At 64.7% G+C, this 20,292-nt stretch carries 17 protein-coding genes; 6 read left to right on the top strand and 11 right to left on the bottom strand.

The genetic code is table 11. The annotated features are described in order from the left end of the window. Positions 1-23 precede the first annotated feature (23 nt). From WG208_RS03325 to WG208_RS03310, 4 genes are all read left to right on the top strand, one after another. The gene (locus tag WG208_RS03325; RefSeq protein ID WP_337169899.1) at positions 24-860 is read left to right on the top strand and encodes a hypothetical protein; all 837 of its coding nucleotides are present in this window, start codon (positions 24-26) and stop codon (positions 858-860) included. 117 nt (positions 861-977) lie between these two features. Then, complete coding sequence (locus WG208_RS03320; protein ID WP_337169898.1) at positions 978-1,547, top strand: GrpB family protein; 570 nt, start codon at positions 978-980, stop codon at positions 1,545-1,547. Further along, entirely contained in the window at positions 1,544-1,705 is a 162-nt protein-coding gene (locus WG208_RS03315) for a hypothetical protein (RefSeq protein ID WP_337169897.1), read from the top strand. Before WG208_RS03320 ends, WG208_RS03315 begins: the two co-directional genes overlap by 4 nt. Before the next feature lie 170 nt (positions 1,706-1,875). Continuing rightward, positions 1,876-2,781, top strand: coding sequence for a creatininase family protein (locus WG208_RS03310; protein ID WP_337169896.1), 906 nt, complete (start codon positions 1,876-1,878; stop codon positions 2,779-2,781). A gap of 23 nt (positions 2,782-2,804) precedes the next feature. Here the strand turns inward: WG208_RS03310 and WG208_RS03305 are convergent, their stop codons facing one another. The 8 genes from WG208_RS03305 to WG208_RS03270 form a co-directional block, all read right to left on the bottom strand. Further along, the gene (locus tag WG208_RS03305) at positions 2,805-4,424 is read right to left on the bottom strand and encodes an ABC-F family ATP-binding cassette domain-containing protein (protein ID WP_337169895.1); all 1,620 of its coding nucleotides are present in this window, start codon (positions 4,422-4,424) and stop codon (positions 2,805-2,807) included. Positions 4,425-4,452: 28 nt separating this feature from the next. Beyond that, positions 4,453-4,797: a zinc ribbon domain-containing protein YjdM gene (locus WG208_RS03300; protein ID WP_337169894.1), complete on the bottom strand. Its 345-nt coding sequence runs from the start codon at positions 4,795-4,797 to the stop codon at positions 4,453-4,455. 22 nt (positions 4,798-4,819) lie between these two features. Continuing rightward, a complete protein-coding gene (locus WG208_RS03295; RefSeq protein ID WP_337169893.1) occupies positions 4,820-6,715 on the bottom strand; it encodes an ankyrin repeat domain-containing protein in 1,896 nt (631 codons plus the stop codon). A gap of 168 nt (positions 6,716-6,883) precedes the next feature. Further along, positions 6,884-8,473: an ATP-dependent DNA ligase gene (locus tag WG208_RS03290; protein WP_337169892.1), complete on the bottom strand. Its 1,590-nt coding sequence runs from the start codon at positions 8,471-8,473 to the stop codon at positions 6,884-6,886. Continuing rightward, a complete protein-coding gene (locus tag WG208_RS03285; RefSeq protein WP_337169891.1) occupies positions 8,470-9,537 on the bottom strand; it encodes a ligase-associated DNA damage response exonuclease in 1,068 nt (355 codons plus the stop codon). The genes WG208_RS03290 and WG208_RS03285 overlap by 4 nt, the downstream gene beginning before the upstream one ends. Positions 9,538-9,597: 60 nt before the next feature. Beyond that, complete coding sequence (locus WG208_RS03280; protein ID WP_337169890.1) at positions 9,598-11,229, bottom strand: alpha-D-glucose phosphate-specific phosphoglucomutase; 1,632 nt, start codon at positions 11,227-11,229, stop codon at positions 9,598-9,600. 16 nt (positions 11,230-11,245) lie between these two features. Then, positions 11,246-13,594 carry a molybdopterin cofactor-binding domain-containing protein gene (locus tag WG208_RS03275; protein WP_337169889.1) on the bottom strand — a complete coding sequence of 783 codons (2,349 nt, stop codon included), beginning with the start codon at positions 13,592-13,594 and terminating at the stop codon, positions 11,246-11,248. A gap of 3 nt (positions 13,595-13,597) precedes the next feature. Then, entirely contained in the window at positions 13,598-14,119 is a 522-nt protein-coding gene (locus tag WG208_RS03270) for a (2Fe-2S)-binding protein (RefSeq protein WP_337169888.1), read from the bottom strand. 135 nt (positions 14,120-14,254) lie between these two features. Here WG208_RS03270 and WG208_RS03265 point away from each other — a divergent pair, with 135 nt between their 5' ends. Continuing rightward, the gene (locus WG208_RS03265) at positions 14,255-15,472 is read left to right on the top strand and encodes a PQQ-dependent sugar dehydrogenase (RefSeq protein ID WP_337169887.1); all 1,218 of its coding nucleotides are present in this window, start codon (positions 14,255-14,257) and stop codon (positions 15,470-15,472) included. Between the two features lie 29 nt (positions 15,473-15,501). Here WG208_RS03265 and WG208_RS03260 read toward each other — a convergent pair whose 3' ends face one another. After that, positions 15,502-16,638: a serine/threonine-protein kinase gene (locus WG208_RS03260; RefSeq protein ID WP_337169886.1), complete on the bottom strand. Its 1,137-nt coding sequence runs from the start codon at positions 16,636-16,638 to the stop codon at positions 15,502-15,504. 105 nt (positions 16,639-16,743) lie between these two features. Between WG208_RS03260 and WG208_RS03255 the strand changes: the two genes are divergently transcribed. After that, the gene (locus WG208_RS03255) at positions 16,744-17,814 is read left to right on the top strand and encodes an LLM class flavin-dependent oxidoreductase (RefSeq protein ID WP_337169885.1); all 1,071 of its coding nucleotides are present in this window, start codon (positions 16,744-16,746) and stop codon (positions 17,812-17,814) included. A gap of 73 nt (positions 17,815-17,887) precedes the next feature. Here the strand turns inward: WG208_RS03255 and WG208_RS03250 are convergent, their stop codons facing one another. Together WG208_RS03250 and WG208_RS03245 are read right to left on the bottom strand one after the other, a co-directional pair. After that, on the bottom strand, positions 17,888-19,648 hold the full coding sequence (locus tag WG208_RS03250; RefSeq protein WP_337169884.1) for a hypothetical protein: 1,761 nt from the start codon (positions 19,646-19,648) through the stop codon (positions 17,888-17,890). A gap of 55 nt (positions 19,649-19,703) precedes the next feature. Beyond that, positions 19,704-20,246, bottom strand: coding sequence for a DUF305 domain-containing protein (locus WG208_RS03245; protein WP_337169883.1), 543 nt, complete (start codon positions 20,244-20,246; stop codon positions 19,704-19,706). Positions 20,247-20,292: the final 46 nt, after the last annotated feature.

The following is a 20,292-nucleotide window of genomic DNA, read 5'->3' as shown; positions in this document are numbered from 1 at the left end:
TCTCCCACCAATGGATACCCTCGATGCTGCACGTCTTTCTCGCCGCCGTCCTTCAGGTCCTCGATTTTCCTGCGATTGCGCCCCGGATCGCCCCTGCCGAATGTGGATCCCTGCCGGGTATCGAGACCGTTCTGCATCTGCCGTCGCTGAACTATCTGCTCATCGGTGAATATCACGGCACCGTGGAGATGCCGGCGGTGGCTGCCGACGCATTGTGTGTCGCCGCGAAGAGTGGACGACCGGTGGTGCTCGGTATCGAGTTCACACCCGCGAATCAGTCGGCGCTGGAAGCCTATCTGTCGTCGGATGGAAGCGATGCGGCCCGCACGGCGCTGCTCTCGTCCCCGGCCTGGCAGGTCAACGAAGGGCGCACGACCCAGGCCGTATTCGATCTCATCGAATCGGCGCGCCGGCTCGTGGCCGAAGGCCGTCGCATCGCAATCGTCGCCTTCGACCGGGTTCCCGAACCGGCGGTGTCCCGTCAGCGTGAGGCGGCACTCGCCCAGTCCCTGATGGAGGCCCGGGCCGGTTTGCCGGGAAGCCTCGTGGTGGCGCTCACCGGCGCGGGGCATGCGGGCAAGACGCCCTGGAGTTCACAGACGCCGCCGTTTCCCTCCACGGGACAGATCCTCCCGGATGCGGAGACCGTGGCGCTCACGTTCGCCCGTCCCGGCGGCATGTTCTGGGGGTGTCGTGCCCCCAATGGTGATGCCTCCGCGGGATGTACGGCCTACGAGATGCCGGCGCGCGAACCCGTTTCGGCGCGGGGCATCGTGCTCGACCGCACGTTGCGCGAAGGTTTCGAGGGCGTGTTCTCCGCCGGAAGACCATACACCGCGTCGCGTCCTGCGCGTTCGTGAGTGGTGACGGTCCCGCTTCACGGTGCAGGACATCTTGTGCCCGTTCAACCCGGGCAAGATCGTTATGAGCGCCGAGATGACATGAGCTGATCTACCGCAGCAGGCACAGACCAACCAATGCCCAGAGTCGACATCAGGGAGTACGACCCCGAGTGGCCGCGCATCTTCGAGCGGATCCACGCGCACGTATGGCCCGTGGTGCAGCACGCGGCCATGCGCCTCGAACATGTGGGCAGCACCTCGGTCCCGGGGCTTCGTGCGAAGCCCGTCATCGACGCCTGCATCGTGGTGGCTTCACCGCGCGATATTCCCTACGTGGTGAAGGCCCTGGCCGGGATCGGCTACACCCATCGGGGCAATCTCGGCGTCCCTGGACGCGAAGCATTTCGGCACCCGGAGTCACTGCCGAAGCATCACCTCTACGCCAGCCCCCGGAGCAGCCTCTCCCTGAAGAACCACCTCGGCCTCCGCGACTATCTCCGGGCTCACCCGGACGTTGCCCTGCAATACGGCGACTTGAAGGAGACGTTGGTCAGGCAGTTCCCCGAGGACATCGACCGCTACAGCGTCGGGAAGACCGACTTCATTCTTGGCATTCTCCAGGAGATCGGCTTCACCGACGACGAACTTGCGGAGATCCGGAACATCAATCGGATGGAGAATCCCGTTCGGCCGGTCACGCCATGAAAAAACTCCTCGTCTTCATCGGCTCCACGGTTTTCAGCTACGGTGGCTGGTGGCTGGGCAGTACCGTCGGCATCATGACCAGCTTCATCCTCAGCATGCTCGGCCTGGGGGTCGGCATGTGGCTGGGCGCGCGGATCGCGGGATACTTCGATATGTGAGTGATGCCGCTGTGGCGTGGTCGCCTACGACGGGGACTCGTCCGATCCGCGCCCATATCTTCGGCAAGCCAGTTGGCGACCTGCGTCGTCGGCGGCCAGATTCAGGACGACTCAGGAAGGCTCAGGATGAGAACGCCCCAGGCCCGTGTGCCCCAGACCCCGGAGACGTGATGAAGAGAACGCTGATGGCGCTGTTGACGATCCCGCTGTTCGCAGTGAACGCCTCGGCACAGCAGGGAGCGGGCGGGGGCGGGGGAGCGCAGGCGGCCCAGCGGCAGGCGTTGGCCAACAAGCCCCGCACCATCGAGGGCATCAACACGGTGTGGCTCGAAGAGCTCACGCAGCCCGAGTTCCGCGACCTGGTCAAGGACGGCTACACGACCGTACTGATCATGACGGGAGGTGTCGAGAACAACGACGGCAACCTCTCGATGAACAAGCACAACATCAACAACCGGCTGCTGGGAGAGATGTTGGCCCGGAAGATGGGCAAAACGCTGGTGGCGCCGCTGGTCACGCTCGAACCCGGCAACGCCGGCACCAACATCCAGCCCGGCCGGGCGGGCCCGATGCTTTCGCAGGCCACCTACTTCGCGCTGCTCTACGACATGGGCAACTATCTGCGCAGCATGGGCTTCAAGGAGATCTACTATCTGGGCGACAGCGGCGGGAACGGACGCGGCATGCAGGCGGCGGCCGATTCGCTCACGAAGGTCTACGCCGAGAGCCCGGACAGGGTCTACTTCAAGCACGTCCCGGAGTACTACAACCACACCAGCGTGGTGCAGCCGTACATCCAGAACGAGCTCAAGATCCCTGAGGGCATCAAGATCGGCGCCAGCACCGGCACCAGCGGCCTGCACGAGGAACTCGGTATCGACGCCACGCTGGCACTCGCCGACCCGCAGTCGATCCGTTTCGAACAGCGCGTGAAGGCCGGTGAGGCGGAGATCAACGGCATCAAGTTCCAGTCGCTCGCCTGGCTGCAGGATCTGGGTCGCAAGATCGCCGATGTGCGCGTGAAGACCACGATCGACGCGATCAACGCCTATCGGGCGACGTTGCCGAAGCGGTAGGGTTCAGGGAGATCGGGGGGCCGTCACCTGGTGGCACTGCGCCGCGCGCGATCGGCCTCCCACTCCACGAACGGGCCGTCGAAGTCCCGGAGACGCGTGCCGTCGAACGACCAGACCCGCGTGGCCACTTCCCGCAGAAACGCCCGGTCGTGACTCACCAGGAGCACCGAGCCCTCGTATTCATCGAGCGCGTCTTCGAGGGCTTCGATGTTCTCCACGTCGAGATGGTTGGTGGGTTCGTCGAGAATGAGCAGATTCGCGCGCGACAGCGTCATCAACGCGAGCGCCATGCGGGCCCGCTCGCCACCGCTCAATGATCTGATCTCGCGCTGCACCTCGTCGCCGCTGAATCCGAAGGCGCCGAGGCAGTTCTGCACCTGCCCCCGGCTCCAGAGAGGACGCTGATCCTGGATCGCGTCATACATCGTCTTGTCGAGCGGCAGATCGGCGAGGTCCTGCCGGAACCACGCCGCCGTGATCGACCCACCGATGCGGGCCTCGCCTCCCGCCGGTTCGCGATCACCGATGAGCGTGGAGATGAAGGACGACTTGCCGGCACCGTTCGGTCCCACGAGCGCGACGAAGTCGTTGCGCCGGAGCACGGCGGTGAAGTCTTCCACGAGCACACGGCCGGGGACTTCCACGCGGAGATCCTTGACGGCGATCACCTGATCGCCACCACGTTCCGCCACCTCGAACTCGAGCGACATCGCGGCGGGGTCGCCGACCGGAGGCGCCAGGCGGGGCAGACGCTCGAGGCGCTTGCGCTTGCCCTTGGCCTGGAACGAATTGACGCCCGCGATGTTGCGCCGGATGTACTCCTCCTCCTTCTTCACGTACGCGCGCTGCTTCTCCAGTTCACGCTCGCGCGAAAGACGCCGTTCGGCGCGTTGCGGCACGAACTGACTGTAGTTGCCCTTGTACCACTCACTCGATTTGGCTTCCACGTGCAGGATATGCGTGCAGATGGCATCGAGGAACGCACGATCGTGTGATACGACGATGACCGTCTCGTCCGCCTCGTTGAGCCATTCCTGCAACCAGGTGGTGGTGTCGAGATCGAGGTGATTGGTGGGTTCGTCGAGCAGCAACAGATCGGCTGGCGCGATGAGCTGCGCCGCGAGCCCCACGCGGCCGCGTTCTCCGCCCGAGAGCGAGGACACGAGGCGGGTCTTCGACTCCTCGGCGTCGAAACCGAGTCCCTGCAACACCGCATCGACGCGGGCGTGGTACTCGTAGCCGCCCATGTCGGCAAACCGTTCCTGATCCCGCCCGAAGCGTTCGAGGAAGGCGTCGCTGACATTCTCGCCGAGTTCACCCAGCTCGACGGCCTGTGCCGCGATGTGCTTTTCGAGCGCGATCACCTCGCGCCATGCCGCCGCACCGGCTTCCCAGACGGTCGTCGCGCCTTCGAATGCGCGATGCTGATCGAGCAGCGCGTGCCGCATTCCCGGCTTGCGGGCCACACTGCCTACCGTCGGTGCACGGTCGCCCGTGATGAGGCTGAAAATCGTCGACTTGCCCGCGCCGTTCCGCCCGATGATGCCCCACCGTTCACCCTCGGCGACGGTGAAGGTGATGTTCTTGAACAGTTCGGTCGCGCCAAAAGAAACGCCGACGTTGGAGACGGAGAGAAGAGTCACGGCAAACAGGATGTGAACGGACGGATACTCAGGCTTTCTTCACGAATTCCGACTTGAGCTTCATCGCACCGATGCCGTCGATACGGCAGTCGATGTCGTGGTCGCCATCGACGAGGCGGATGTTCTTCACTTTCGTGCCGACCTTCACGACAGACGACGAGCCCTTGACCTTGAGATCCTTGATCACCGTGACCGTGTCGCCGTCCTGCAGGACATTGCCGTTGGCATCCTTGATGACGCGGGTCCCGGCCCCTGGCTCTGTCGCGAGACTCTCCGGCGTCCATTCATGGGCGCACTCGGGGCAGACGAGCAGGGGACCTGATTCGTACACGTAGATGGACTGGCATGCGGGGCACGGCGGAAAGTCGGTCATACCGAATAGTAACCACCTGATTCTACGGTCGGTGTCCCGTCGCCTTTTGCAGCATGTCCGCGACGGTCCGATGCCCCTTCCGTTCTGCCCAGGAAAGGGGAAGAGCCCATGACGCTCCTCCGGCGTCAGGGTCCGCCCCGCGCGCGAGCAGGAGTTCGATTATTGCCCCCTGGCCGCGGTGGGCGGCCACACCCAGTGGTGAGGAACGATACTCGTCGTCGATGGCGTCGATGTCCGCCCCATGATCCAGCAGGAGGCGTGCCTTCCCCAGTTCGCCCTGGGCCGCCATGTGGTGCAGCAGCGTGAACCGATGCCAGTTCATGTGATTGGGATCCATGCCGTGCTCCAGCAGGAATGCAGCGGTCGCCTCGTGCTTGAAGTAGTAGTAGGGCGCCCATTTCGACACGGACGGTACGCGCGCGCCGAGACGGAGCAGCATCGCGATGATGTCATGCCGTCCACGGTTTGCGGGACCGGCGAGGATGCCGTCTCCCCAACCCGCTTCATCGTCATGAATGAGGTGCGGGTGCTCGTGCAACAGCCGTTCGGCGTCGTCCAGCTTTCCTTCCTCCAGGAATCGCGCGACCTGATCACGTTCGGATGCGCGGTGTGACCGCCCGCCGTGTTGCCTGAGGAGCTCTGCGAGTGCGACATCTTTCCCTTCGGCGTGGGACATCGGTGTGCCGCTCGATTCGACCGCACCGTTCGGGTCGGCTCCGTGCGCCAGCAGCAGGCGGACGATCATCTCTTCGCCATCATTCACGGCGATCCACAACGAAAGCCCACGTGGTGCGCCTTCTTCGGGCAGATTCGGATCGGCTCCGTGGTCGAGCAGCAATCGGGTCATCGCCACATCGTGTCGCCGCACGGCTGCCGAAAGTACACGATGATGGCAGGTATCCTCGAAGTTCGCGAAGGAGCGGTCGCGGGCCAGGGCATCGCGCACGAATCGTTCGTCGCCGCGCAGGGCCGCGATGAACACCGTGTATCGCGCACCCTGCGACAACAGCAACTCCACGATCTCTTCTCGTGTGTCATGTGAGACCTGGAAAAACCAGTTGGGCATCAGCGCGCAGTGCACGGGTCGATACCCGTCACCACGTATGGCATCCACATTCGCGCCTGCGGCGAGCAATACCCGCACGATGGACAGGAACCCGTTTTTCGCCGCACGGTGAAGTGCGGTGTCACCCGTTTCGTCGCTGGATCGCGCGAGCGTGACGTCCCGGGCCAGCTCCGCCTCCACCGCCGCAAGATCACCGCGCGTCGCTGCCTCGATGATGGTTCGTGTGCCGGGAACGACGGCGAACCGGCGTGTCAGGCGGTGGCGCAGGAGATCGGCCAGTTCCATATGACCACGATCCTCGGCAAACGTCAGCAGCGACTCCTGGAAGGGATAGCTGCGATAGGCCGGATCGGCACCGTGGTTCAGGAGGAATTCGGCAACGTTCCGGTGTCCTTCCCGCACCGCGAAATGAATCGGCGGCGTATAGTTGTATTCGACCGTTGCAAGCGCCGGACGATGTGCGACGAGTCGCTTCACCGCGGCCATGTCCCCGTCGCGTGCCGCCACGAACATGGCGAAGACATCGTCCGTGGATGCGATCGTACCGTCGGCGAGCGTCCAACGGCGGCCGGGTGAGAGTTCCACCGGGCGAATGAGCGGACGCAGAACGAATCCACCGCCGTCAACGGTCTCCACATGATGCACCAGCTTCGGCCAGCTCGGGAAACCATGCTCGCGTGCGATCACGAGTTGCGCGTCGGCGAGCGTGGCCGGCGTACCTGATGCGCCTCGATCAATGGCCGCCAGGCGGGCGCGTGCATCGGCGTCTTCGGCGCGCGCATGGCGCAACAGGTCTTTGGCCTGTTTGCGGAGGTGTTCGAGCGACGGGTGCTCGGGGAGGGGCCGGGACATACGATCTCCTTTCGATGCGCCCGTGTCCGCGAGTCGGGCTGAAAGAAGATCAGGCTCTGGCTGCCGTATTGCGTCAGGTGGGCTCTGCCCTTCCCGCGGACCGGATGCGCCCTGCGCGCCTGTCCATCCTACTGGTGGAGGTGGTGCGACGTCAAGCGAGCCCGCCCTTCAGGACGACAACAGCGCGCGCACCATCTCGATCGTGTCCGCCTCCGCGGCGGGTTTGTCCTTGCGCCAGCGGGCCATGCGCGGAAAGCGTACCGCGAGGCCGCTCTTGTGTCGGGTGCTCCGCTGAATGCCTTCGAAAGCCAGCTCGAACACCAGCTCCGGTTTCACCGTGCGCACCGGTCCGAACTTCTCCAGCGTATTCGCCCGCACGAAGCGATCCACTTCGCGGATCTCGGCGTCGGTGAGGCCACTGTAGGCTTTGGCAAAGGGAACGAGCACCGGCCCATCCCAGATGGCAAACGTGTAGTCGGTGAAGAGTCCCGCGCGACGCCCATGTCCCGCCTGCGCGTAGACGAGCACCGCATCCACGGTCATCGGATTCACCTTCCACTTCCACCAGTCGCCCACTTTGCGCCCCACTCCATACGGCGACTCGCGGCGCTTGAGCATGATGCCTTCGCTCTGACGCATGCGCGCCTCTTCACGCGCCTGCGCGATATCTGCCCATGTGTCTGCCGCAATGATGGGCGACAACCCGATGGAGCCGCCGGACGGCAGCCTTCCCATCAACTGTTCGACACGATCACGCCGCACCTGCAACGATTCACCGCGGATATCGTGCCCGTTCACTTCCAGGCAATCGTACACCAGCATGTGGCACGGCACGTCGGTGAGCAACGTCTTACCCACCGTCTTGCGATTGATGCGCCGTTGCAGCTCGCTGAACGGCAACGGTTGTCCATCACGCCACGCCAGCAACTCACCATCGAGCACCGTGCCTTCCGGCAACCACTCGGCGCTTGCTTCCACCTCGGGGAACCGGCCGGTGAGCAACTCCTCACCACGACTCCACAGTACTGTGCGTCCGCGACGTCTCACCAACTGGCAGCGGATGCCATCCCATTTCCACTCGCACTGCCAGTCCCGTACGTCGCCGAGTGTGTCCGGCGCCGCTTCGAGTGGATAGGCGAGGAAGAAGGGATAGGGTTTGCTCCAATCCGCATCGGTGGTCTCGGGGTGCACGAGCTGGTCGTACCAGGTGGCGCCGGGTTCCCACTGTCCCATCAGACGATGCGCGATGGTATCCACGGCCACGCCGCTGACCTGCGACAGCGCCCGCACCACGAGTCCTTCGGCAACGCCCACCCGAAAGCCGCCGGTGATGAGCTTGTTGAACAGAAACCGCGCCGTACCACCCAGTTCGGCCCACGCGGTCCGCAACGCATTGCGTTGTTCCGCGGGAGTCATGGTGGCGAGCGGCAACAGGCGTTGTTCCACCCACCAGGCGAGCGACTCGTTGCTGCCCGACACCGGCTCCGGCACGAGCAACGAGATCGTTTCGGCCAGATCGCCGGCCTGCGCATAACATTCCTCGAACAGCCACGCGGGGATATCGGCTGCTTCGGCTGCCCATGCGCGCAGGTCTGGTGCCTTCACCAGCCGCCTGGGACGCCTGCCCACGAGGAATGCCACCGTCCACGCCGCATCCGCCGGGCTGACCGTGCGGAAGTACGCCACCAGGGCGGCCACTTTCTCATTGGTGGCGGTGGTGGCGTCGATGGCGTCGTACAATGCGGCGAATTGCTTCACGGTGCAGATCCATCGACGGTGGATTCGTCTGCCGCATGTTCACCGGTGGCGTTCGTCTCCCCGGGGGCCTCCGCATCCTCTGCGTCACCCCAACGGGTCGGCAGCACACGTGCATCCCGTCCCTGCTCCACGAGCCATTGCACTACGGTGTTCGTGAAACCATGGGTCACCCACACCTGACTGGCATCTGTGGCATCGATTGCCGTGAGCAGTTGTGGCCAGTCCACATGGTCGGACAGGGTGAACCCCGCATCCACGCCGCGTTGACGTCGGGCGCCACGCACGCGCATCCATCCACTGGCAAACGCCGTACGGACATCACCGAACCGGCGCACCCAACTGGTGCCTGCCGCACTCGGCGGCGCGATCAGCAGGGCGCTGCCCGTATCCCCGTCGCGCAGTGCGTCCAGGGCGTAACGCGTGGGAGGCAATGCCACGCCCGCATTCCGGTACAGCGCCGTCATGCGTTCCACCGCGCCATGCGTGAGAATGGGTCCGATGGATGCATCGAGGCCCGCCAACAGACGCTGCGCTTTGCCCAGCGCGTATCCGCACAGCAGCGAGACACGGCCGGCTTCCGCGTTCCGGGCCCACCAGGCATTGATATCGCTCAACACCTGCTGCTGCGACGGCCATCGATAGATAGGCAAGCCGAATGTGCTTTCGGTGATGAACGTATGACATCGCACCGGTTCCCATGGGGTGCAGGTGGGATCGGGGTCGATCTTGTAATCACCCGACACCACCCACACTTCGCCACGATACTCCACGCGCACCTGTGCCGAGCCGAGTATGTGTCCGGCCGGATGAAGGGAAACCCGTACGCCATTGATGACACGGGGCTCACCGTACGGAACGGACTCGAGGCCACGCGCCCACTGACCCAGGCGCTCCCGTGTGATGCTCTCGCCATCGCGTGAGACGAGATAGTTGTCACATCCCCAGGTGAGATGGTCGCCATGCGCATGTGTGACCACGGCCCGCGGGACCGGTGCCCACGGGTCGATGTGGAAGTCACCGACCGGACAATGGAGACCGTGCTCGGTGACGGTCAGCAGTTGCATGGGAGGAATGAAATGAGTTACGCGTCGTGCGTTCAGCTTCCGCCGCTGGCGAGTCCGCGATCAGGTTATCACCGTCGGTGCGTCTCTTCCCGTTCGCTTGACCATCTCACTCACGGCGAGCGCCGTCGTCACCAGTTCGGCGAGCGCTTCGGCGGTGGCCATGCCCAACCGATCGGGCGCGGTTTCCCGCGCTTCGATGTACACCCGGATGGTCGCACCTTCCGTGCCGGTGCCGGACAGGCGAAACACGATGCGCGCACCGTCCGCGAACAGGATGCGGATGCCCTGCCTGGCGCTCACCGATGCATCCACCGGATCGGTATAGGAAAAATCGTCTGCCGCGCCGACCACACGGTGACCCAGCAGCTGTCCGGGTAACGACGCGAGCTGCGCCCGCAGGTGCGCCATGACACCGTTCGCGGCGTCCGTGGGCACACCCTCGTAGTCGTAGCGCGTGTAATAATTGCGCCCGTATCCAGCCCAGTGCTCCCGCACGATCTGCTCCACGCTCTCTCCACGTGCGGCCACCACGTTGAGCCAGAACAGCACGGCCCACAGGCCGTCTTTTTCGCGCACGTGGTTGCTGCCCGTGCCAAAGCTCTCTTCGCCACACAGCGTGATGCGACCGGCGTCCAGCAGATTGCCGAAGAACTTCCAACCCGTGGGCGTTTCGTAACACGGGATACCGAGCTTCGCCGCGACGGCATCCACCGCGGCGCTGGTGGGCATCGAACGCGCCACGCCGGCCAGCCCATCACGATATCCCGGCACCAGCGTGGCATTGGCAGCCAGCACGGCAAGACTGTCGCTCGGCGTGACGAAGAATCGCTTGCCGAGGATCATGTTGCGGTCACCATCCCCATCCGAGGCGGCGCCAAAATCGGGCGCGGTCTGCCCGAACAGTTCTTCCACCAGGTCGTGCGCGTAGGTGAGGTTGGGGTCGGGGTGCCCGCCGCCAAAGTCTGGCAATGGCGTGCCGTTGATGACGGTCCCTGCCGGGGCTCCGAGCCGTCGCTCCAGAATCTCCACGGCGTAGGGTCCGGTGATGGCATGCATGGCGTCGAAACGCATGGTGAATCCGCCCGCCAGCAGCGCACGAATGGCGTCAAAATCGAACAGCGTTTCCATGAGCGAGGCATAGGCCGTCACCGGATCCACGACGTCCAGTGTCAGCGTGCCGAGTTGCTGCACACCCAGTACATCCAGATCGAACGCCGGCAACTCCGCCACACGATAGGACGTCAATGCCGCCGCACGTTCGGCCACCTTGTTGGTGAACGATTCGGGGGCGGGGCCGCCGTTGGCGGTGTTGTACTTGATGCCAAAATCGCCGTCAGGGCCGCCGGGGTTGTGACTGGCGGACAGGATAATCCCGCCATGCGCACCCGTGCGAATGAGATGGGAGGCGGCCGGTGTGGACAACAATCCGCCGCGCCCCACGATCACATGACGGATGCCGTTGGCCGCGGCCATGCGTACGATCACGCCGATGGCCTCCCGGTTGTGAAACCGTCCATCGCCACCGACCACCAGCGTCTGCGTGGACGTGAGCGCGGCTTCGTCCAGCAGGGCCTGCACGAAGTTTTCGAGATAGTGCGGCTGCTGAAACACCGGCGTGCGCTTCCGCAAACCGGACGTCCCCGGCCGCTGGTCAGCGAACGGGGACGTGGGGACGATCGTGATGTCGTTCATCGTCATCGGAGAGAAGTCAGCTCCAGCGAAGGTCGACCTTCGACAGGGGAATCTGTCGCACGCGCTTGCCGGTGGCCTGATGGATGGCGCCCATCAGTGCCGGGATGAAGGGCGGCATCGCGGGTTCACCGATGCCGGTGGGCGCAAAGTCGGTCTTCTTCCAATGCACTTCCACCTCCGGTGGCACCTGACGGATCCGCAGCATCGAGAAGTTCGCCGCGGATCCGGCGGCCAGCGTGGGCGGCGCAAAGTTGGTCTGATCGGCCTTGCCATCGGTGAAGGTGATCTCCTGACCGTATGCCTGACCCAGGGCATCCAGCACGGCGCCCTGCGTCTGCTGTTCGGCGTGATTGGGGTTGATGATCTCACTTCCCACATCACCCACGGCCCAGACCTTGTTCACGGTCACCTGACCGGCCTTGCTCACGGTGGCCTTCACCACTTCGGCGAAGTATCCGCGATGACTGAAGTAGAAGGCCACGCCCATGCCGGTGCCCTTGGGCAGCGTGGTCTTTCCCCACCCCGACACGTCGCGCACCATCTCCAGCACACCGATCACCCGCTGCGCATCCATCAGGCCCGCCTGCTGCTGCGGCGTGTACGGCTGTGCGGGCGGGATCTCCGCCTTCAGCATGTCGATGCGGAACTGAATGGGGTCCTTGCCCGCGGCGGCGGCGCATTCGTCGATGAAGCTCTGGAAGGCAAACGACAGCGCGTTGGAGCGCGGGGCACGCAGAGCGCCCGTGGGCATGCCGAGTGGCATGACCGATACGTCCATCCTGAGATTCGGCACGAACCGCGCCGGGTACTCCGCGGGCGTCATCTCGGCGCTGGGCGCAAAACGCTCACCTTCACCAAACGTCGCGCAGTGATTGCGGAACGCCACCAGCTTGCCGCTGGCGTCGATACCACCGGTGAACTTGTGGAAGCCACCGGGGCGGAACATGTCGTGCTGCAGATCGTCGGTGCGGTTCCACAACAGCTTGACCGGCACACCGGCTTCGCGGGCGATCCACGCGGCTTCCACGAGCGGGTCGTTGTACAGACGACGACCGAAGCCGCCACCGGCCCGCATCATGTGCATGCGCACCTTGTCTTCGGGAATCCCGAGCGTGCTGGCTACGAGGGCCCGGCCGCCCTGCGGCGTCTGCGATGTGGTCCACATCTCGCAGGTGCCGTCGGCATTGAATCGCGCGGTGCAGTTCTGCGGTTCGAGCGTGGCGTGCGCGATGAACGGGTAGGTGTACTCCGCATCCACCACCTTCACGGCATTCTTGATGGCCGCATCGAAGTCGCCGTCGTTGCGAATGGTGCGGTGCGGTGGCGATGCGAAGAACTCCTTGGCTTTCGCGGCCCAGCCGGCACTCGACTGCTGCGACGTGGGATGCGCGGCCCACTGCACCACCAGCTTCTCGCGGGCCTTCTGCACCTGCCACCAGTTCCGCCCCACGATGGCCACGCCGGGCATGAGGCCCTGCAGATTCGCGGTGCCTTCCACCACGAACGCATGCGTCACCCCGGGCTGCGCCTTGATCACGTCGAGGTTGGCGCTGGCGACCTTGGCGGCATACACCGGCGCTTTCACGAACGTGGCGTAATGCATGCCGGGCACGGAGACGTCGATACCGAAGATCGGCTTGCCGGTGGTGATGTCCCGGATACCCACCGTGGTGGTGCGCTTGCCGATGATGCGGAAGTTCCGAGGATCCTTGAGCGGCACCGTTTCGAGCGCGGGGGGCGTCATCGTGGCGGCCGTGGCAGCCAGTGCGCCGTAGGTGGCCTGCTTCTTCGATGCACGATGGTGCACGACGCCCCTGTCGGTCTCCAGCTCACCGAAGGGCACGTTCCACTCCTTCGCCGCGGCGGCGAGAATCATCGCGCGACCGGCCGCACCCACACGACGCATGGGCAGCCAGTTGGTGGGCGTGGCGGTGGAGCCGCCGGCAATCTGCGCCTGATACTTGGTGGGATCGAAGTCGGCCTGCTCGACGCGGACGTTCTTCCAGTCCACGTCGAATTCCTCGGCGATCAGCATGGGCAACATCGTCTTGATACCCTGACCGATCTCGGGATTCTTCGCCGTGATCGTGACGATGTTGTCGGCGGTGAGGCGGATGTACGCGCTCAGCATGGGATCGGCGACGGGTGCCGTACCGGTGCCCAGGCGCTGCAGGGCTTCGAGCGGTTCCGCGTAGCTGGCCAGCAGAATGCCGCCGCCGGCCAGCGCACTCACGCGCAGGAAATCGCGGCGCGAGAAGCCGGTCGACGCGGCGGTGTTCGCCGTAGCGTTCGTCGTGGCGTTCGCCGACGATTCGGACGCGGCTGCCGGAGTGGGTGTGCTCGTGGGATCGATCATCGTCGCCATCGTTCAGTCCTCGCGCTGATTGTCGGGACCGGTGCGACCCGCGCCGGCCGGAACCGTACTGGCCGTGCCCGACTTGATGGCCGCGGCACGATGGACGGCGGCCCGGATACGCAGATACGTGGCGCAGCGACAGAGGTTCGTGTTCAACGCGGTGTCGATGTCGGCATCACTCGGCCTCGGTGTCTTCTCGATGAGCGCGGCGGCGGCCATCATCTGGCCGGCCTGACAATACCCGCACTGCGGCACATCGAGTTCTTCCCATGCCTGCTGCACCGCGTGGGCTCCATCGGGCGAGAGACCTTCGATGGTCGTGATCTCGGCGCCGGCCGCCCGCGAGACCGGCATGTTACAGGTGCGTTGCGCAACGCCGTTCACATGCACCGTACATGCGCCGCAGCGTGCCACGCCACAGCCATACTTGGTGCCCTTGAGATCGAGTTCGTCGCGCAATACCCAGAGCAGGGGCATGTCGGCCGGCACATCGACCGTACGGGTCTTGCCGTTGACCTTGAGGGAGATCGGCATCAGAGGCAGGGTTGAGGGAAGATCTGAAATGTGCGACCGGAGCCCCCATGAGGCCATCCCTCGCCGTGGTCGGATATGTCACGTGATGAAACGTCGATGCGGGAACGTCCACACGCCCGAGGGATAAAACGCACCATGCCTACCATTGCCGGTTCGAGGGTCGCCAGGCTGATCGTTGTCGCGGGCGGCGTGGCCTGCGGCACGTTCCTGTCCGCCTGCAGTCGTACGTCCAGTTCGGCCGAGCCGGATGAGTCCACGCCCGACACGACGACCACGGGACAGGTGCTGGCCGATCGTTCCCCCACCCCATCGTCGACGAGCGGAGTGGTCCGTGCGGAGACGTGGGCCAGCGGTCTCGTCAATCCATGGGCGATAGAATTTCTCCCCGATGGACGGGCGCTTGTGACGGAACGTCCCGGACGTCTGCGGATCGTGGCGCGGAACGGGACGCTTTCGGCGCCGCTTGCCGGTGTGCCGGCGGTGCATGCCGTGGGACAGGGTGGACTGCTGGATGTTGCACTCGATCCCGACTTTGCAGCGAACGCCACCATCTACCTCTCGTATGCCGAAGCAGGTACGGGTGGATCGGGGACGACGGTGGCGCGCGCCCGGCTCACCGAAACGGGACTGCAGGATGTGCGGGTGATCTATCGCCAGACGCCGAAGCTCGATGGCGGTGCGCACTATGGCTCGCGTCTCGTGTTCGGACGCGATGGCCTGCTGTTCATCACGCAGGGCGATCGACAGAACTGGCGTGAACGCGCGCAGGATCTGACGATGGGTCAGGGCAAAGTCGTGCGCATTGCTCCGGACGGCAGCGTGCCCGCGGACAATCCCTTCGTCTCACGCAGGGATGCGCGTCCGGAAATCTGGTCGTACGGTCATCGCAACATGCAGGGCGCCGCGCTGCATCCCACCACCGGACAACTGTGGACCGTCGAGCATGGCGCGCGTGGTGGCGATGAGCTCAATCACCCCGAGCGCGGCAAGAATTATGGCTGGCCGGTGATCACCTATGGTGTGGACTACTCGGGCGAGAAAATCGGCGAAGGCACGGCCAAAGCGGGAATGGAACAGCCGGTCTACTACTGGGATCCCGTCATCGCCCCATCGGGGATGACGTTCTACAATGCCGATGCGATCCCCGGATGGCGCGGCAGTATCCTCATCGGCTCACTCACCCCCGGTGGTCTGGTGCGGCTCGAGCTCACCAATGGCCGCGTCACGAAGGAAGTGCGCTATCTGGGAGAACTCGGAGAACGCTTCCGCGATGTCACCGTGGGCCCCGACGGGTTCGTGTACGTGGTGACCGACAACAGCAATGGACGGGTGTTGCGGATCCGACCGGTGTGAGAAGAGGGGACGTGCCGTCGCGCCATTCGTCAGAACACGCGCCACAGCAGCATGCCCACTGCTGCCATTGCGACTGCCCCCAGCACGATCGCCACCATGCCTGGACGTCGTGTGGGTACCGCCGGCGACATCTGCGGGGATGAGGAAGGGAACACCGCGTCGTTTGCTGCCGCGGCGTACTCACCCGTGCTGACCGGCTGTGCCTGGATCGCATCGATGGTCTTGACGATCACCGATGCCGAATGTGGACGGCGATGCGGATCCTTTTCGAGACACTGCATGATCACGTCGCCGAGAGCCGGAGGCACGTCCTTGCGTCGGTCGCTCAATGGCGCCGGTGTTTCCGAGAGCTGCGCCGCCATGGTGGCGCGCAACGACGTTCTGGCGAGTGGCGGGTCACCGGCGACCAATTCATAGGCCATGCACCCCAGTGCATAGATGTCCGCCTTGTGATCGACCAGTTTGGCCGAGTTCACCTGTTCGGGAGCCATATAGGCGGGGGTGCCCAAGGCCATGCTCACCGTCGTGACACGCCGACCGGTGCGCAGCGCGTCGTCGCTGGCATCGTCGAGGGCTTTGGCCACGCCGAAGTCGGTCACCATGGCCACGCCATCACACAGCAGCACGTTCTCCGGCTTGATGTCGCGGTGCACGATGCCGCGGGCATGCGCGTACGCGAGCGCCGAGGCGATCTCACGCAGCAGCCGGATGACCTCCGGCAACTGCAGCGGGCGTCCGGCCAGCAGGCGTTCGCGCAATGTCTGCCCCTGGACATACGGCATGCTGAACCAGGGGATGGCCCGCTCCGCGTTGCTTGCGGCCTGTGTGCCGGATCCGCTGGCGTCCCCGCTGGTATCGCGCTCCGAAGAAGCACCGGCGCTCAGCAGCGGGACCAGATGTGGATGCTGCAACCGGGCGGCGAAGGCGATCTCCCGGCGAAACCGCTCCACATCCACGCCGGCCGCCAGTTCGGGCGGGAGCGCCTTGAGCACCACGGGACGGTCGAGCGCGACTTCGGTGGCCAGAAAGACACTCGCCGAGCCACCCCCCGACAGCTCGCGCGAAATCGCGTAGCTGCCGCCGAGTTGCCGCTGCAGGCGGTCCCGTACCGAATGACGCGGCGAGTGCGCGTCCGTCGACGACTCCCCGGCTCGAAAGGTGGTCACCCGGGGTAAGCTAGCGAACTCACCAGACGCCACCAGAAGTGGACACCGGTTCCAATGGCTCCACGCTGGTGCGGTTTGTGAAATCCATCACATAATTCACCGCATATGGAACTCGGTATTTACACGTTCGGTGAAACGGATCCCCGCCGCACAGATGACAGCACGGTCGTCGCGCAGCGGATCCAGGACCTCATCGAGGAGATCGTGCTCGCCGACCAGGTGGGGCTCGATGTCTTCGGAGTGGGCGAGCATCATCGCCCCGACTATGTCATCTCCGCGCCAGCGGTCGTGCTGGCCGCGGCGGCGTCGCGCACATCACGCATTCGTCTCACGAGCGCCGTGACGGTCCTGAGTTCCGACGATCCCGTGCGGGTGTTTCAGGATTTTGCCACGCTCGACCTCATCTCCGGCGGTCGGGCGGAAATCATGGCCGGTCGCGGAAGCTTCATCGAATCCTATCCGCTCTTCGGACAGGATCTGGCCGACTACGACGCGCTGTTCGCGGAGAAACTTGAATTGCTGCTGGCGCTGCGCCAGCGCGAGCGCATCACCTGGCAGGGCACCCATCGTCCGTCCATCGACGATCGTGGGGTGTACCCCCGACCACTGCAGCAGCCATTGCCGGTGTGGATTGCCGTGGGTGGTACGCCACAATCGGTGGTGCGCGCGGGGACGCTGGGGCTTCCGCTGGCCATCGCCATCATCGGTGGCATGCCGGAGCGATTCGTGCCGTTCGCCGATCTCTATCGGGAAGCCGGCGCAAAGGCGGGACACGATCCGTCCACGCTCAAGGTGAGCATCAATTCGCATGGTCTCATTGCCGACACCACGGCGCAGGCCGTGGACGCGGCATTCCCGCCGTACATCGATACGATGGCGCGTCTGGGGCGGGAGCGTGGTTGGCCGATGCCCACACGACAGCAGTTCGATTTCGAGCGTTCGCCCCGCGGCGCGATGCTGCTGGGCGAACCGCAGGAAGTGATCGACAAGATTCTTTTCGAACACGAGCTGTTCAAACACGACCGCACACTGGTGCAGTTCAGCATCGGCCCGATGAAACACGCCGACATCATGCGCAGCATCGAACTGTTCGGCACCCGCGTGGCGCCGGCCGTGCGAAAAGCACTGGGGGTGTCGGATGCCGACACCCCCAGCGGTCCGGCGGCGGATCAATAGCCTATCGGTCGCAGATCAGTAGCGGATCCGTCGTCGGTCATCCGCTGCCGGTTTGCCGGTCTGCTGCGGCTCATCACTTGGAGAGCGCACGCACCACGTCGATGAGGGCGCGCACACGCGGGGCGTCGGACGACTTCGTCGCATCGGTGGCGAGCTGCGAAGCCAGCAGCGTGAGGGCACCCTTGCGTGTCGAGCCGCTGGCCTTTTCGGCTGCATCGAGTGACTTGTTGATGGCCGCGATACGCGAATCGGACAGCGCATCCTTGCGGGCCAGCTGATCCACATACGCCCGTGCCACGGGGAACGCGGCGGGCCACACGATCTTCGTCTGGAGCTGCGGATTCACCTCGTCGTACTTCACGAGCTTCGCGGCTTCGATTTCATTGGCCGAGAGAAACTCGCTGGGCTTCAGCGCGAAGATGTCGAGACCGCGTCCGATCTCGGAGCCGATGATGTAGCCGTTGTACCAGTAAGTGGACCAGTACCCGGCAAGCGTGAGCTGCTCGGCGATGGGGCCGCGATCGAAGTACGCGATCTCCACCGGCCGGGAGGGATCGGAGAAGTCGAAAATCGACATGCCGCCCTGATACCACGCCTGCGCCATGATGTCTCGCCCCGGCACGGGAATCAGCGATCCGTTGTGCGCGACGCAGTTTTCGGCGTCGGTTTGCGCGGCCGGCAGTTTGTAGTAACCCACCTGCTTGAGCTTGTGATCGGCACCCAGCGTGAAGAGCGCATTGGCGCCCCAGGTGGGCTTGTCGGTCGACCGGCAGCGCGGCGCCGTACCGCCGCCCCACTCGTCGGTGAAGAGCACCGTCGTGCCGGCGTTGTTGAACGTCGCCGAATGCCAGTAGGCGAAGTTGGGATCGATGACTTCGTCGATGCGCCTCGGATTGGCCGGATCCTTGATGTCGAGCAGGATGCCGTTGCCCGAACAGGCGCCGGCCGCAAGACCGATTTCCGGATAGGCCGTGATGTCGTGGCACTGGTCGGTGCGTCCGGTGTTCTGCGTGCCGTCGCCGTGCGCGCCACCCTTCCAGAGACCGGCCACATTGCCCTGCGCATCGGCGAAGATGCGCGGCATGTTCACGATCTCGGCGTTCTGTGGCGCAGCCAGGGGCACCTTGATGACTTCGATGCGGAAGTACGACGTGTTGGCGTCGTCCACGGCCCGATTGCATCCGGCGAGTTCATTGGATGAACGCACCGGACCCGTACCCTGCACGTACACATACACCGTGCTCCTGTCCTTCGGGTCGGTGACGAGCGTGTGCGTGTGTGAACCGCGGCAGGTCTGCACGGCGGCCACCTGCTTCGGATTGTCGATGTCGCTGATGTCGAAAATGCGCACTCCACGGAAACGCTCAGCGCTCACCGTGTCGGCCACGCCCTGCGTGCCACAATCCACGCGTCCGGCGAGATCCTCCACCGACATGAAGAGCAATCTGCCGTGCACCGACAGATCGCCCTGACCGCCCTGACACACGAACGCCTTGCGCAGCGTGGGCGCTTTGGGGTTGCTGATGTCCCACGCCTGCCAGCCGTGCCAACCGCCCTGGAAGACGAGATTCTTCTGGAACGCGAGATCGGAGTTGGCAAAACCGAAATCCCCGAGCTGCTGCGGATTGAACCAGCCGTTCTGCTTGGGCGTGTGCGAGACGAGTTCGAGATTCCGGATGGCTTCACCGGCATCCTGGAAGCCGGTGCGCAGCCCGATGCGGGGATCCTGCGCCATGCCAGCGGACGGCGTGACGGCGACCGCCGCCAGGGTGGAGGCGATGACGAGGAGCGCGCGCGTGCCGCGCAGGCGGACATCGTGACAATGACGGGTCATGGGCGAACGAGTAGTGAAAGGTGTGACAGGTAGGACATGTGGGACAGGTGATGCTTCAGGGCAACTGCGCCAGCAGGGCCTTCATACGACGGATCTCGGCGCGCTGATCGGCGTCCACGTCGGACATGATCTGGAACACCATGGGCTCCTGCGCGGCACCAGGGCTGCGCAGGAGCTCGGCCACCATGACCAGCGCGCCTTCGTGGTGCTGGATCATGTACTGCAGGAACAGCCGGTCGAAGGTGGTGCCTTCGACGTTGCGCAGCGAATCCATCTGTGCCGGCGACAGCATGCCGGGCATGGCCGTGTGCGCCGCGTGCATGTCGTGGGACATGGCCTGTTTCGTGTCGCCGGCTTCCCCATGGGCCGTCAGCCAGCGCTGCATGATGCCGATTTCGTCCTTCTGGGAAACGGCGATCCGTTCGGCGAGGCTTTCCATCTCCACCCGTGAGGAGCGCGCGGGCACGAGGGCGACCATCTCCAGTGCCTGCGCATGGTGGCCGATCATGCCCTGCATGAATGCCACGTCGGCCGCCGTGTGTTTGCGCGACGCCACGGATCCCGGAGTGCCAGACGTGCTCTGTGCGTTCACGGACATCGCCGTCGCACCGTTCACAACGGAGACGACGAGGACAGTGTACAGA

This window comes from Gemmatimonas aurantiaca (assembly GCF_037190085.1).
Lineage (GTDB): Bacteria > Gemmatimonadota > Gemmatimonadetes > Gemmatimonadales > Gemmatimonadaceae > Gemmatimonas > Gemmatimonas aurantiaca_A.
This window is presented reverse-complemented; position numbering and strand designations above follow the sequence as displayed.

What these genes read in the sequence shown, in the direction of transcription:
- WG208_RS03325 (WP_337169899.1), top strand. Translation starts at nt 24, where the DNA reads ATGCTGCACGTCTTTCTCGCCGCCGTCCTTCAGGTCCTCGATTTTCCT.
- WG208_RS03320 (WP_337169898.1), top strand. Translation starts at nt 978, where the DNA reads ATGCCCAGAGTCGACATCAGGGAGTACGACCCCGAGTGGCCGCGCATC.
- WG208_RS03315 (WP_337169897.1), top strand. Translation starts at nt 1,544, where the DNA reads ATGAAAAAACTCCTCGTCTTCATCGGCTCCACGGTTTTCAGCTACGGT.
- WG208_RS03310 (WP_337169896.1), top strand. Translation starts at nt 1,876, where the DNA reads ATGAAGAGAACGCTGATGGCGCTGTTGACGATCCCGCTGTTCGCAGTG.
- WG208_RS03300 (WP_337169894.1), bottom strand. Translation starts at nt 4,797, where the DNA reads ATGACCGACTTTCCGCCGTGCCCCGCATGCCAGTCCATCTACGTGTAC.
- WG208_RS03295 (WP_337169893.1), bottom strand. Translation starts at nt 6,715, where the DNA reads ATGTCCCGGCCCCTCCCCGAGCACCCGTCGCTCGAACACCTCCGCAAA.
- WG208_RS03285 (WP_337169891.1), bottom strand. Translation starts at nt 9,537, where the DNA reads ATGCAACTGCTGACCGTCACCGAGCACGGTCTCCATTGTCCGGTCGGT.
- WG208_RS03280 (WP_337169890.1), bottom strand. Translation starts at nt 11,229, where the DNA reads ATGAACGACATCACGATCGTCCCCACGTCCCCGTTCGCTGACCAGCGG.
- WG208_RS03275 (WP_337169889.1), bottom strand. Translation starts at nt 13,594, where the DNA reads ATGGCGACGATGATCGATCCCACGAGCACACCCACTCCGGCAGCCGCG.
- WG208_RS03270 (WP_337169888.1), bottom strand. Translation starts at nt 14,119, where the DNA reads ATGCCGATCTCCCTCAAGGTCAACGGCAAGACCCGTACGGTCGATGTG.
- WG208_RS03265 (WP_337169887.1), top strand. Translation starts at nt 14,255, where the DNA reads ATGCCTACCATTGCCGGTTCGAGGGTCGCCAGGCTGATCGTTGTCGCG.
- WG208_RS03255 (WP_337169885.1), top strand. Translation starts at nt 16,744, where the DNA reads ATGGAACTCGGTATTTACACGTTCGGTGAAACGGATCCCCGCCGCACA.
- WG208_RS03250 (WP_337169884.1), bottom strand. Translation starts at nt 19,648, where the DNA reads ATGACCCGTCATTGTCACGATGTCCGCCTGCGCGGCACGCGCGCGCTC.
- WG208_RS03245 (WP_337169883.1), bottom strand. Translation starts at nt 20,246, where the DNA reads ATGTCCGTGAACGCACAGAGCACGTCTGGCACTCCGGGATCCGTGGCG.